General features: G+C 65.9%; 12 protein-coding genes. 9 read left to right on the top strand and 3 right to left on the bottom strand.

Annotated features, from left to right (window positions below):
• Positions 1 to 197 precede the first annotated feature (197 nt).
• From ilvD to ilvA, 6 genes are all read left to right on the top strand, one after another.
• Complete coding sequence (gene ilvD / locus ACYVKM_RS03730; protein WP_460875868.1) at positions 198 to 1,901, top strand: dihydroxy-acid dehydratase; 1,704 nt, start codon at positions 198 to 200, stop codon at positions 1,899 to 1,901.
• Entirely contained in the window at positions 1,898 to 2,917 is a 1,020-nt protein-coding gene (ilvC, locus tag ACYVKM_RS03735) for a ketol-acid reductoisomerase (protein ID WP_460875870.1), read from the top strand. Before ilvD ends, ilvC begins: the two co-directional genes overlap by 4 nt.
• Before the next feature lie 71 nt (positions 2,918 to 2,988).
• A complete protein-coding gene (locus ACYVKM_RS03740; RefSeq protein ID WP_460875872.1) occupies positions 2,989 to 3,330 on the top strand; it encodes a VOC family protein in 342 nt (113 codons plus the stop codon).
• A 104-nt stretch (positions 3,331 to 3,434) separates the two neighbouring features.
• Positions 3,435 to 5,297 carry a biosynthetic-type acetolactate synthase large subunit gene (ilvB, locus tag ACYVKM_RS03745; RefSeq protein WP_460875874.1) on the top strand — a complete coding sequence of 621 codons (1,863 nt, stop codon included), beginning with the start codon at positions 3,435 to 3,437 and terminating at the stop codon, positions 5,295 to 5,297.
• A 46-nt stretch (positions 5,298 to 5,343) separates the two neighbouring features.
• Complete coding sequence (gene ilvN / locus ACYVKM_RS03750; protein WP_460875875.1) at positions 5,344 to 5,592, top strand: acetolactate synthase small subunit; 249 nt, start codon at positions 5,344 to 5,346, stop codon at positions 5,590 to 5,592.
• A complete protein-coding gene (gene ilvA / locus ACYVKM_RS03755) occupies positions 5,589 to 7,151 on the top strand; it encodes a threonine ammonia-lyase, biosynthetic (protein ID WP_460875877.1) in 1,563 nt (520 codons plus the stop codon). Before ilvN ends, ilvA begins: the two co-directional genes overlap by 4 nt.
• 9 nt (positions 7,152 to 7,160) lie before the next feature.
• Here ilvA and ACYVKM_RS03760 read toward each other — a convergent pair whose 3' ends face one another.
• Positions 7,161 to 8,303, bottom strand: a complete 1,143-nt coding sequence (locus tag ACYVKM_RS03760) for a GGDEF domain-containing protein (RefSeq protein ID WP_460875878.1) — start codon at positions 8,301 to 8,303, stop codon at positions 7,161 to 7,163.
• 395 nt (positions 8,304 to 8,698) lie between these two features.
• Between ACYVKM_RS03760 and ubiA the strand changes: the two genes are divergently transcribed.
• Positions 8,699 to 9,592 carry a 4-hydroxybenzoate octaprenyltransferase gene (gene ubiA, locus ACYVKM_RS03765; RefSeq protein ID WP_460876520.1) on the top strand — a complete coding sequence of 298 codons (894 nt, stop codon included), beginning with the start codon at positions 8,699 to 8,701 and terminating at the stop codon, positions 9,590 to 9,592.
• Between the two features lie 87 nt (positions 9,593 to 9,679).
• On the opposite strand, the gene ACYVKM_RS03770 is transcribed toward ubiA, so the two are convergent.
• Together ACYVKM_RS03770 and ACYVKM_RS03775 are read right to left on the bottom strand one after the other, a co-directional pair.
• A complete protein-coding gene (locus ACYVKM_RS03770; protein WP_460875879.1) occupies positions 9,680 to 10,384 on the bottom strand; it encodes a ComF family protein in 705 nt (234 codons plus the stop codon).
• 23 nt (positions 10,385 to 10,407) lie between these two features.
• A complete protein-coding gene (locus ACYVKM_RS03775) occupies positions 10,408 to 10,614 on the bottom strand; it encodes a hypothetical protein (RefSeq protein ID WP_158755900.1) in 207 nt (68 codons plus the stop codon).
• 147 nt (positions 10,615 to 10,761) lie between these two features.
• Between ACYVKM_RS03775 and bioB the strand changes: the two genes are divergently transcribed.
• A complete protein-coding gene (gene bioB / locus ACYVKM_RS03780) occupies positions 10,762 to 11,820 on the top strand; it encodes a biotin synthase BioB (protein ID WP_460875881.1) in 1,059 nt (352 codons plus the stop codon).
• A complete protein-coding gene (gene bioF / locus ACYVKM_RS03785) occupies positions 11,798 to 12,982 on the top strand; it encodes an 8-amino-7-oxononanoate synthase (RefSeq protein WP_460875883.1) in 1,185 nt (394 codons plus the stop codon). Before bioB ends, bioF begins: the two co-directional genes overlap by 23 nt.
• Positions 12,983 to 13,103: the final 121 nt, after the last annotated feature.

Here is a 13,103-nt window from a genome sequence, read left to right on the forward strand (position 1 = left end):
GCCCGACGCTCATCAACACTTTCCCAACGGAGACGTATCCCGTCGATCTGCGGACGTCTCCGTATTTTCTGCCGTCCCCTGCGTGCTTCCGGCACCGGATGCCCTCCGTGCGTTCCCAAGGCGCACGTCCCTGTCCGTTTCGCCAGCTTTCCTGGCGCGCAGGGGACGCTTTTTCTCGTCAAACCAACGGAACACCCATGCGCAGTGACCTGATCAAGAGCGGCCCCGACCGCGCCCCTGCCCGCGCGATGCTGCGCGCCACCGGACTGGACGATGCGGCGATTGCCCGGCCGCTGGTCGCGGTGGTGCACACCTGGTCGAACGTGAGCCCATGCAACCTCAACCTGCGCGAGCTGGCGGTCGAAGCCGCTGCCGGCATCCGCGCCGCCGGTGGCACGCCGATCGAGTTCAACACGATCGCGGTTACCGACGGCATCGCGATGGGCACACCCGGCATGCGCGCCTCGCTGATCAGCCGTGAGGTGATCACCGACTCGATCGAGCTGGCGGTGGATGGCCACTGCCTCGACGCGATGGTGGTGCTGTGCGGCTGCGACAAGACCATTCCCGCCGCGGCGATGGCGCTGGCGCGCCTGAACATCCCCGGCGTGGCGCTGTACGGCGGCAGCATCGCGCACGGCACCCACGACAACCATCCGATCACCATCCAGCAGGTGTTCGAGGCGGTCGGCGCACACGGCGCCGGCAAGATCGACGACGAGGAACTGAGCTCGGTCGAGCGTGATGCCTGCCCCGGTGCCGGCGCCTGCGGTGGCCAGTTCACCGCCAACACGATGGCGATGGTGTTGACCACGCTGGGCCTGTCGCCGATGGGCTACAACGACATCCCCGCCACCCACCCGGCCAAGGGTGCTGCCGCCTATCGCTGCGGTGAGCTGGTGATGGAATGTTTGCGTGAGAACCGCACGCCGCGCGACATGTTGACGCGCACCTCGTTCCGCAACGCCGCGCGCATGGTCGCCGCCACCGCCGGCTCCACCAATGCGGTACTTCACTTGCTGGCGATCGCGCGCGAGGCCGGCGTCCAGTGGGCGCTGGAGGACTTCGAACCCGCTTCGGTACACACGCCGGTAATTGCCGACCTGCTGCCGGGTGGCCGCTACACCGCGGTCGAACTGTTCGGCGCCGGCGGCAGTGCGCGCGTGGCGCAGGAGCTGATCGCCGCCGGCATGCTGGAGGACGCACCCACCGTCACCGGCCGCAACTTGTTCGCCGAAGCCGCCGCCGCGCCGCGCGCGGAAATCCAGGACGTGGTGCATCCGGTCAGCCAGCCGCTGAAACCCCGCGGCGGCTATTCGATCCTGTACGGCAATCTCGCGCCCGAGGGCTGCATCCTCAAGCTGGCCGGCAAGAGCGGTAACTTCGAGGGCACCGCGCGTGTATTCGAGAGCGAGGAAGACGCTTTCGCCGCCGTGCAGGGTGACCGCATCCGCGCTGGCGACGTCATGGTGATCCGCAACGAAGGCCCGGCCGGCGGCCCCGGCATGCGCGAGATGCTCGGCGTCACCGCGGCGCTGGTCGGCCGTGGCCTCGGCAACGATGTGGCGCTGATCACCGATGGCCGCTTCTCCGGCGCCACCCACGGCTTCATGGTCGGCCACATCGCACCGGAAGCGGTGCGTGGCGGCCCGATCGCCCTGTTGCGCGAGGGTGACACCGTCACCATCGATGCCGGCCGCCGCGAACTGCGCACCAGCGCCGACATCGACAGCCGCCGCGCCGCATGGCAGGTCCCGAAACCGAAAGTCACCGCGGGTGCGCTGGCCAAGTACGCGCGCCTGGTCGGTTCCGCTTCCGACGGCGCCACCACTCACCCGAACACCGCCGTATCCATCCCCAAACGCATCCAGACCGAAACCACCGAAGGAGTCACCGCATGAGCACCAACGACACATCGAACACCCTCGCCCACGCCCGCATTGCCGTGCTCGGCTACGGCAGCCAGGGCCGCGCGCATGCGCTGAACCTGCGTGACTCCGGCCTCGATGTCGTGGTCGGCCTGCGCCCCGGCGGCCCGACCTGGAAGCGCGCCGAAGCCGACGGCTTTGCCGTGGTCGAGCCGGCCAACGCCGTGCGTGGCGCCGACCTGGTCGCCGTGCTGACCCCGGACATGGTGCAGCCGACGCTGTACAAGGAAGCGATCGAGCCGAACATCAAGCCCGGTGCCGCGCTCTTGTTTGCACATGGCTTCAATGTGCACTTCAAGCAGATCACTCCACGCGCGGACATTGACGTGATCCTGGTTGCCCCGAAGGGTCCTGGCGCGCTGGTGCGCAGCGAGTACGAGCGTGGCCGCGGCGTGCCCGCATTGTTCGCCGTGCATCAGGATGTCAGCGGTCACGCCGAGGCCAAGGCCAAGGGTTATGCCGATGGCATTGGCGGCGGTCGCGCGCTGCTGATCGAAACCGACTTCAAGGAAGAGACCGAGACCGACCTGTTCGGCGAGCAGGCCGTGCTGTGCGGCGGCGCCAGCGAGCTGGTGATCAAGGGCTTCGAGACTTTGGTCGAGGCCGGCTACAAGCCCGAGATCGCCTATTACGAAGTGATGCACGAGCTGAAGCTGATCGTCGACCTGTTCTACGAGGGCGGCCTGACCAAGATGCTGCAGTTCGTCTCCGAGACCGCGCAGTACGGTGACTATGTCAGCGGCCCGCGGGTGGTCGATGCCGGCACCAAGGCGCGCATGAAGGACATCCTCACCGATATCCAGGACGGCACCTTCGCGCGCAACTGGACGGCCGAATACGCCGCCGGGCTGCCGAACTACAAGCGACTGAAGCAGGCCGACCTCGACCATCCGATCGAGAAAGTCGGCGCGCAGCTGCGCGCGCGGATGCCGTGGCTGCAGCCGTCTGTCGCCAAGACCGAAGCCGCACCGCTGAAGAAGGTCGGCTGACAGCCAACCACAAGCTTTCCGCCCGTCGTGGCGGGAAGCCTTATCCCATGCATTGAACGAGGAGGTTAACCGTGAAACGTTTCCATATCGCCCTGGCCGTCGCCGACCTGGAGGCCTCGATCGCCGACTACAGCGCCCGACTCGGCCAGCCACCGCAAGCGGTGGTCGCGGGCACGTACGCGATGTGGCGCACCGATCTGCTCAATTTCTCGATCAACCGGCAGCCCGAACGCGCCGGTCAGCTGCGTCACGTGGGCTTCGAGGACGACGAGGCCCGCGGGTTCACCAGTGATGCCGACATCAACGGCATCGCGTGGGAGAACTTCTCGGCCCTCGCGCAGGACCTGCGCATCGTGTCGACCTACGGCGTGCCGGCACGATCGGCCACCGAAGACGAATTGATCCGCAACTAGACGCTTCCGGCATCGGCTGGACGCGACCCCGGTCGCCACATCCGCCGCCCGAATCTCCGTCAAGCCGCCGGCACCTCCGGCGTATCCAGGGAACCATTGTGACGATGCCATTGCTGACAGCCGACACCGCACCTCCGATCATCGCCGGCCACCATCCGCTTGCCGGCCATGCGATGAGCGGGGCCGACGTGATCGTGCAGGTACTCGCCGACGAAGGCGTCGAGGTGATGTTCGGTTATTCCGGCGGCGCGATCCTGCCGGTGTACGACGCGGTATTCCGTTACAACGCCGAGCATCCACGCGCCGACGGCAGCGAGTCGATGCCATTGATCGTACCGGCCAACGAACAGGGTGCGGGCTTCATGGCCGCCGGCTATGCGCGCGCCTCCGGCAAGGTCGGCGTGGCGGTGGTCACCTCCGGCCCCGGCGCCACCAACATGGTCACGCCGGTGCGCGATTCGATGGCCGACTCGATCCCGCTGGTGGTGATCTGTGGACAGGTCAGCACCGTGGCGATCGGCAGCGACGCGTTCCAGGAGGCGCCGATCAGCAACATCATGGGCGCCTGCGCCAAGCATGTATTCCTGGTCACCGACGCGACCCAGCTGGAGGCCACCCTGCGCACCGCGTTCACCCTCGCCCGCAGCGGTCGACCCGGCCCGGTGGTGGTGGACATACCGAAGGATGTGCAGAACGCCGCGCTGAACTTTCATGGCACCGGTGAGCTGGCACTGACCGGCTATCGCACTCGATTGCGTGCAGTGGAACAGTCGGCGCTGAGCGATGCCGACTGCGCCGCATTGTTCGCTGCGCTGATGCAGGCGAAGCGGCCGCTGATCTATGCCGGCGGCGGCGTGATCGCAGCGGAAGCGTCGACCGCGCTGCGCGCGTTCGTCGATGCGTTCGGCTTGCCGGTGACCACCACCCTCATGGGCCTGGGCGCGTTCGACACCACCGACCCGCTGGCGCTGCACATGCTCGGCATGCACGGCACTGCGTACGCGAACTACGCGGTGGAGGATTGCGACTTTGTGCTGGCGCTGGGTGCGCGCTTCGACGACCGCGTGGCCGGCGTGCCGGACCAGTTCGCGCCGCGGGCGAAGTTCATCGCACAGATCGACATCGACCCGGCCGAGATCGGCAAGGTGAAATCGGTGCACTGGCATCACGTCGGCCCGCTGGTGCGCGCGCTGGAGCGGCTGACTGCCTATGGTCGCGCGCATGGATTGCGGCCGTCGCTCGACGCCTGGCATGCGCACGTCGCTGAACTGAAGCGTGCGCACGCGATGAACTACGACCATGCCAGTACGCTGATCCAACCGTATGCGGTGCTGGAGGCAATCAACCGGCACACCGGTGGCCGCGCCATCATCAGCACCGGCGTCGGCCAGCACCAGATGTGGGCAGCGCAGTACTTCGACTTCCGTGCGCCGCGGCATTGGCTCACTTCCGGCTCGATGGGCACGATGGGTTTCGGCCTGCCGGCAGCGATCGGCGCACAGTTCGCGCATCGCGACAAGCTGGTCATCGACATCGACGGCGATGGCAGCATCCGCATGAATCTCGGCGAACTGGAAACCGTCACCACCTACAACCTGCCGATCAAGGTGGTGCTGCTCAACAACGTCGGTGACGGCATGGTGCGGCAGTGGCAGAAGCTGTACTTCAAGGGCCGCTTTGCCGCGTCCGACAAGAGCCTGCACAAGAAGGACTTCATGCTGGCCGCGCAGGCCGACGGCTTCGCCTGGGCGCAACGGCTGGAGCACACGGAGGAACTGGAAGCGACGATCGCCGCCTTCCTCGCCTTCGACGGCCCCGCCTTCCTGGAAGTGATGATCGATCCGGATGCCGGTGTGTATCCGATGGTCGGCCCCGGCGCCAGCTACGCGCAGATGATCACCGGCGAGTTCATTGCCTCGCGCAGTGCGCCGGTCGTGCGTGAAACCGCAACCTCAGACATGTTTTAAAGCCGCCCGGCCCAGTCCGGAGCTTCCGCACAGAGAGAGAACCGCCATGAACCACACGTTGTCCATCCTGTTGCAGAACGAAGCCGGCGCACTGGTGCGTGTGGCCGGACTGTTTGCCGCGCGCGGCTACAACATCGACACGTTGACCGTAGCTGCAACGCATGATCCCGCGGTCTCGCGCCTGACGCTGAGCCTGCAGTGCGACGATGCCGGCATCTCCCAGATCCTGCAGCAAACGCGCAAGCTGGTCGACGTATTGCAGGTAGCGCATCCGGCGACGGCACTCGCCGCATGAATGCAGCTGCGCCATTGGCGATCGATGCCGATGAAGCAACGGCCAGCGACCTGCTGGCACAGATCCATGCCGCGCGTGTCTATGACGTCGCACAGGAATCGGCACTGGAGCAAGCGCCGCTACTCAGCGCCCGACTCGGCCAACAGGTGCTGCTCAAACGTGAGGATCAGCAGCCGGTGTTCTCGTTCAAGCTGCGCGGTGCGTACAACCGCATGGTGCAACTGGATACGGCGCAACGCGCACGTGGAGTGATCGCCGCCTCCGCCGGCAACCACGCCCAAGGCGTGGCGCTGGCTGCGGCGAAACTGGGCATCCATGCCACCATCGTGATGCCGATCACCGCGCCGCAGGTGAAGGTGGACGCGGTGCGCCGCTTCGGCGGCGCGATGGTGGAGATCGTGCTGAGCGGCGACTCCTACAGCGATGCGCAGGCCGCGGCGGCGCAACTGCAGGTCGAGCGAGGCGCCAGCTTCGTGCACCCGTTCGACGATCCGGCGGTGATCGCCGGCCAGGGCACGGTGGCACTGGAGATCCTGCACCAGCATCCAGCCCCGTTGCAGGCGGTGTTCGTACCGGTGGGCGGCGGCGGGCTGCTTGCCGGCGTGGCTGCGTGCATCAAGGCACTTCGACCCGAGGTGAAAGTCATCGGCGTGCAGGCCGACGATGCCGATGCGATGGCCCGCTCGCTGGAAGCCGGCGAGCGGGTGGCGCTGGGCGAAGTGGGCCTGTTTGCCGACGGCACCGCAGTGAAACAGGTCGGTGCGCTGACCTTCGCGCTGTGCCGACGGCACGTGGATGCGATGCTGCGCGTGGATACCGATGCCATCTGCGCGGCGATCCGCGACATCTACCAGGACACGCGCAGCGTACCGGAGCCGTCCGGTGCGCTGGCGCTGGCCGGGCTGAAGCAATACGTCTCCACCCACGGCGCTGGCGATGGCGCGCTGGTCGCGATCGTTTCCGGCGCCAACATGAATTTCGACCGTCTGCGCTTCGTCGCCGAACGCGCCGAGGTCGGCGAGCAGCGCGAGGCGGTGTTCGCAGTGACGATCCCGGAGGAACGCGGCAGCTTCCGCCGTTTCTGCGCCACGCTAGGCCAGCATGGCATCACCGAGTTCAACTACCGCATCGGCGATGCCCGTTCCGCGCATATCTTCGTCGGCGTGCAGATCGGCAACCGCGACGAGCGTGAGGCGTTGATCGCAGCGTTTCATGCGCAGCAATTCCGTGTGCTCGACCTCACCGACGACGAACTGGCCAAGCTGCACCTGCGCCACATGATCGGTGGGCGTTCGCCACTGGCACACGACGAGCGGCTGTACCGCTTCGAATTCCCCGAGCGTCCCGGTGCGCTGACCCGCTTCCTCGGCCACCTGCACCCGGACTGGAACATCAGCCTGTTCCACTACCGCAACCATGGCGCCGACTACGGCCGCATCCTGGTCGGCATCCAGGTGCCCGACGCCGAGCAGGCGCTGCTCCGACGTTTCCTGGCCGCACTCGGTTACCCGTATGTCGACGAAAGCGAGCATCCGGCGTACCGCCTGCTGCTGGGTTGAGCGACCGACTCAGAACAGGTCGATACTACCTGCCGCCAGCGTCTGGCCCAGCATGCCGCGAGTATTCAGGCTCTCGTAACCATAAATGCTGTTGCGGCCGTTTTCCTTGGCGAAGTACAACGCCTTGTCGGCACGATCGAGCACGGTGGCCGGATAGTCATGACTGCCGACGCAGGCATAACCGATGCTGACCGTGATGTATCCTACCTGAGGAAAGACATGTTCGGCGACGTGCTTGCGAAAACGCTCCAGCACGGCATGCACGGTGGCCTCGTCGATGGCGCTGAACAGGATCACGAACTCTTCGCCGCCGAAGCGGAACAGCACATCGCTCTGACGGAAGCAGGCGCGCATCTGCTGGGCCAGCAACAGGATCACCTCGTCACCATAGATGTGTCCGTAACTGTCGTTGATGCGCTTGAATTGATCGATATCGAGAATCGCCAGCCATACTTGCGCCTCACCCGGCATTGGCGCATCGCCATGCTGCCCGGCGGACCCCACAGCATGCAGCATCTGCTCGCGCTGGCGCAGCAGGCGCTGCAGATGACGCTCGAAATTGCGACGGTTGTACAGGCCGGTCAGCTTGTCGCGTTCGCTCTCGCTGAGCAGTGCGGTGTAGTTGGCATAGATACGGGCGAAACCGTCGGTCAATGGCCGGCTGACGCTCAACGAAACGGTGCTGTCGAGTTGCAATGCCCCGATGGCGCGCCCTTCGCACAGGATCGGCACGATCAGGCGCTGCACCCCGTCGCGCATTTCCGCATGCGCTTCCTGGTGTTCCATGCAGCGCGAAAGCAATGCCGTGGCGGGATCGGACTCGTCCGCGCCGAGTACCTGCAGCCTGTAGTTGCCCTGTGTATCCGGCGTGCACTCCACGATGCTGTCCACCCGGGGATGCCTGTCGATGCCGCATTTGGCCAGTGACACGCTGCGTGCGGATGCCAGTTCGGCCAGCGAGAGCACCAGGCTGCGATCGAGCGCGTCGGTATCGCGGTGATGGGTGAATGCCGCTACCGAATCGAGCAGGCGCGAATGGGCCAGCAGGTCCACTTGTGCCGGTGATTCGCTGCTTGTAGATATACGCTCCGCCACGGCAGAAGCATGACCCGGTGAAGCAAGGTCATGAGCGGCGTCTTCGCACTCGGTCATCGGTATTCCAGCACCGGAAGCGTAGCCACGCGGCGCATGTGTGGCGCTACCCGGATCGGTATCGCTCTTGCACTTTAGCGGCAGCCCGGTGGCGGACTTTAGCCCCGCATCCGATGAAGATGGCCACGTTCAGCGTGGGGCCCTGAATGGCAGGCACAGCGTCTTGGCCTTGACGCACTGATGATTGCCGCACGATGGGGCCGCTCCATTTCGGGCGATGTGTCACGCGACCCGCGGCAAGGGCTCAGGCTAAACTTCCGGACATGGCCTCTCCCACCCGCAAACGTCAGCGACGCAGTACCGCGCCTTCAGCGACGACACGATCGCGGCCCGGCCCCGCGAAACCCGCCGCCAAACCAGCGCGGCCCGCCGACAGCTCGACCCGCGCCACGAGGGTGCTGAACTGGCTGTTGCAGAAGCTGCCGGCACGCCGGCGCGAGAAAGCGCTGGATTATCTGGTACTGACCCGGATGGACCGGCCGATCGGCGCCCTGCTGCTGCTGTGGCCGACCTGGTGGGCACTGTGGCTGGCGGCCGGTGATTTCCCGCCGTGGAAGCCACTGATCATCTTCACCCTCGGCGTATTCGCGATGCGCGCGGCCGGCTGCGCGATCAACGACTTTGCCGACCGCAAGCTGGACCCGCAGGTCGAACGCACCTCGGGGCGGCCGATCGCTTCGGGCCGGGTCACGCCGCGCGAGGCGCTGCTGGTGTTTTCCGCACTGCTGGTGTTCTCGTTCGTCCTGGTGCTGTTCACCAACAAGCTCACCATCGAGCTGTCGTTCGCCGGTGCCGCGCTGGCGGCAATCTACCCATTCACCAAGCGCTACACCTATATGCCGCAGGTGGTGCTCGGCGCCGCGTTCGGCTGGTCGATCCCGATGGCGTTCGCCGCGGTAACGAACAGCGTGCCGCCGGTCGGCTGGCTGCTGTTCATCGGCAACATCATCTGGTCGGTGGTCTATGACACCGAATACGCCATGGTCGACCGCGACGACGACCTCAAGGCCGGCGCCAAGTCCACCGCGATCCTGTTCGGCGATGCCGACCTGCCGATCCTCGGCGTGCTGATGGGCACCTTCGTGCTGGCCATGCTGTTCGTCGGCCAGCGCGCTGCACTGGGCTGGCCCTACTGGCTGAGTCTCGCCGTGGCTGTCGGCCTGTTCGGCTACCAGCTGTGGCTGATCCGCGCTCGCGCCCGCGATGCCTGCCTCACGGCGTTCCGCCACAACAACTGGTTGGGACTGGCGGTATGGATCGGTATCGTGCTGGCGCTGGCGGTGAAGTGACAACGAACGAGAAGTGAGTGGAGAGGGTGATAAACGAGTAAAAACGGAGGTCGCGACGACTCTACTCACTCTCATTTCTGGCTTCTTCTACCCACTCCTTTTACTCGGCGCACGCGCCAGTGCCCACACATCCACCCGCATTACGCCAGCACGCTTCAGAACGCGAGCGCATTCGGCCAAGGTGGCACCGGTGGTCATCACATCATCGAGGATCGCCACATGCGCGGGCAGCTCGATGTCTGCGCGCAGCGCAAACGCACCACGCACGTTGCGACGGCGGCCAGGCGCATCGAGTTCGGTTTGCGCATCGGTGCGATGCAGGCGTTGCAGCACGTCGTGATGCAGGGCCACTCCAAGTTCGCGCGCCAGCGGGCGACCGAGTTCCAGCGCCTGGTTGTAGCCACGCTGGCGCAGCCGACTGCGGTGCAGCGGCACGGTCAGCAGCAGTTGCGGCAGATCGACCGGGCAAGGTTCGTGTCGCCAAAGTGTCGACAACACGCGGCCGGCGGCCAGATCGCGACCGAATTTGAAGCGCGATTCCAGTCGATCCAGCGGCCAGCCATAGCGGAACGGCGCCCATGCTGTGTCCCAGGGTGGCGCACGACGCACGCATTCGCCGCACATCGCCGCCGGTACCGCCAACGGCAGCGCACAGCATGCACAACAGCTGCGGTTGCGTGGCAGTTCAGCAGCGCAATCGGCACACAAGTCGACACTGTCGGATCCGGCGGCGCCGCACAGCAAACAACGCCACGGCAGCACGAAGCGCTGCAGGTATCGAAATGGCGTCATCAGCGCATCCATGCGCACTCCAGTCAGCGGCCGGGCTTGTACAGCGCGGCGTCGAGGATCGACCACAGATGGATCAGCCAGCCGAGCAGGATGATCCACAGCAGGGCGGCCAGCACGAACATGACGATCGCCTTGAGCAAACGTCCCTGCACCAGCTGGCCCAGCCCGGGGATAAAGAAACTGCAGATGGCCGCGAGTACGTTGCCGCTGCTGCCTTGTCCTTCACTCATGCCGATCCGCTCCATGTCGCATTTGGTGCGATGGTAGCGGTTGGACGATAGCCCTGTCTGCGTCAACCATTCGTGGCACAGATCAAGTTGACACACTTCGGGGCGACTTCCACACTCTCCCGCCTCATGTACGGGAGTTGCTGATCCATGGTCGACACCACTATCCGCCACGACTGGACTCGCGCCGACGTCGCCGCCTTGTTTGCGCTGCCGTTCAACGAGCTGCTGCATCGCGCGCATTCAGTGCACCGCGAACATCACGACCCGAACGCGGTGCAGGTGTCCACCCTGCTGTCGATCAAGACCGGCGGCTGCCCGGAAGACTGTGCCTATTGCCCGCAGGCGGCGCGCTACGACACCGGTGTGCAGGCGCAGAAGCTGATGAGCGTGGAAGCGGTGCTGGAACGTGCGCAGGCGGCCAAGGATGCCGGCGCCAGCCGCTTCTGCATGGGCGCGGCCTGGCGTGGCCCGAAGGATCGCGACGTGCTGAAGGTGGCCGAGATCGTCCGCGCGGTGAAGGGCCTCGGCCTGGAAACCTGCGCCACGCTGGGCATGCTGAGCGGATCGCAGGCCGACACCTTGAAGGCCGCCGGTCTCGACTACTACAACCACAACCTCGATACCGCGCCGGAGTTCTACGGCGAGGTGATCCACACCCGCCAGTACCAGGACCGGCTCGACACGCTGGAGCATGTCCGTCATGCGGGCATGAAGACCTGCTGCGGCGGCATCGTCGGCATGGGCGAATCGCGCGACCAGCGTGCCGGCCTGCTGCAGACGCTGGCCAACCTGCCCGAGCACCCGCAGTCGGTGCCGATCAATCAGCTGGTGCAGGTCGAAGGCACGCCACTCAACGGCACCGCGGCGCTGGATCCATTCGAATTCGTGCGCACGATCGCGGTCGCGCGTCTGCTGATGCCGGCCTCGATGGTGCGCCTGTCGGCCGGTCGCCAGCAGATGGACGATGCGGTGCAAGCGCTGTGCTTTTTCGCCGGTGCCAACTCGATCTTCTACGGCGAGAAGCTGCTAACCACTGGCAACCCGGACGTGGAACACGACCGCGCACTGTTCCGCCGTCTCGATCTGCACCCGCTGCAGGTAGTCGAGGAGGCCGGCACCGTGCACGCGGATATCCTCGAAACGGATCATCCCGGCATGGATCAGGCCAGCTGCGGACAGAGCTGTGGCTGCAGCGCTGCGGCCTGATCTGCTCGGCCGGCTGGCGATCCAGACAGCCGAACGTGATCGTGCGCAGCTGCTGCGCCGGCTGCGCACGATCGAACACGCCGACGGCCCATGGCTGGAGACCGGCGGGCGGCGCCTGCTGTCGTTCTGCGGCAACGATTACCTCGGCCTCGCGCAGCACCCGCAACTGATCGCGGCGTTCAAGCGGGTGGCCGATGACGAAGGCGTGGGCAGCACCTCGGCGCACCTGATCTGCGGCCATCGCGCCGAGCACGCGGCTCTCGAGGAAGCGCTGGCCGCGTGGACCGGGCGCGAGCGTGCCATGCTGTTTTCCACCGGCTACATGGCCAACCTCGGCGTGTTGCAGGCCGTATTGACGCGTGGCGACGTGTGCGTGCAGGACAAGCTCAACCATGCCTGCCTGCTGGATGGGGCACAGCTTTCCGGTGCCGAGCTGAAACGCTATCCGCATTCCGATGTGGCCGCCGCCGCGCGCCAGCTGGCATCGCGCAACGAAGCGGCGGCGTTGCTGGCCACCGACGGGGTATTCAGCATGGATGGCGATGTCGCTCCGCTGCGAGAACTGGCCGCCTTGTGTACCCGTGAACAGGCCACCTTGATGGTCGACGATGCGCATGGCCTGGGCGTACTTGGCGAGAATGGTGCCGGCAGCGTGCGCGCCGCTGGATTGGGCCAGCGCGAAGTACCGGTGCTGATGGCTACGCTGGGCAAGGCGCTCGGTTGCGCCGGTGCGTTTATCGCCGGGCCGGCCGCACTGATCGACGGATTGATGCAGTTCGCACGCCCCTACATCTACACCACCGCGATGCCACCGGCACTCGCCGCTGCCGCACTCGCCGCCGTACAACTGGCGCAATCCGAAGCATGGCGGCGTCAGAAGCTCGCCGCGCTGATCGATCGCTTCCGGCGCGGCGCCGCCGAACTCGGTTTGCCGCTGGCGGCTTCGACCAGCGCGATCCAGCCCCTGCTGCTGGGGGAGGCCGATGCCGCACTGGCTGCAGCACTGGCCCTGGAACGACAAGGTTTGCTGATCAGCGCGATCCGCCCACCCACCGTGCCGCAAGGCCATGCGCGGCTACGCATCACGCTGTCGGCAGCGCACGAGGAAGCCCACGTCGATCACCTGCTAGCTGCGCTGGAGACCCTGCGCCTATCGCCATGAAGGACACCTCGAATAACTCGGCTTTTTTGCTCGTCATCCCAGCGAACGCTGGAAGTGCTTTACGACGGCGAAGCCGGTCATCCAGCGACTCCAAACCCTTGAGTAGCCATGGCGCTGGATT

This window comes from Rhodanobacter koreensis (assembly GCF_054782855.1).

Bases quoted from the DNA above. Each gene is read 5' to 3' on its own strand.
- ilvD (WP_460875868.1), top strand. From the start codon at position 198: ATGCGCAGTGACCTGATCAAGAGCGGCCCCGACCGCGCCCCTGCCCGC.
- ilvC (WP_460875870.1), top strand. From the start codon at position 1,898: ATGAGCACCAACGACACATCGAACACCCTCGCCCACGCCCGCATTGCC.
- ilvB (WP_460875874.1), top strand. From the start codon at position 3,435: ATGCCATTGCTGACAGCCGACACCGCACCTCCGATCATCGCCGGCCAC.
- ilvN (WP_460875875.1), top strand. From the start codon at position 5,344: ATGAACCACACGTTGTCCATCCTGTTGCAGAACGAAGCCGGCGCACTG.
- ilvA (WP_460875877.1), top strand. From the start codon at position 5,589: ATGAATGCAGCTGCGCCATTGGCGATCGATGCCGATGAAGCAACGGCC.
- ACYVKM_RS03760 (WP_460875878.1), bottom strand. From the start codon at position 8,303: ATGACCGAGTGCGAAGACGCCGCTCATGACCTTGCTTCACCGGGTCAT.
- ACYVKM_RS03770 (WP_460875879.1), bottom strand. From the start codon at position 10,384: ATGACGCCATTTCGATACCTGCAGCGCTTCGTGCTGCCGTGGCGTTGT.
- ACYVKM_RS03775 (WP_158755900.1), bottom strand. From the start codon at position 10,614: ATGAGTGAAGGACAAGGCAGCAGCGGCAACGTACTCGCGGCCATCTGC.
- bioB (WP_460875881.1), top strand. From the start codon at position 10,762: ATGGTCGACACCACTATCCGCCACGACTGGACTCGCGCCGACGTCGCC.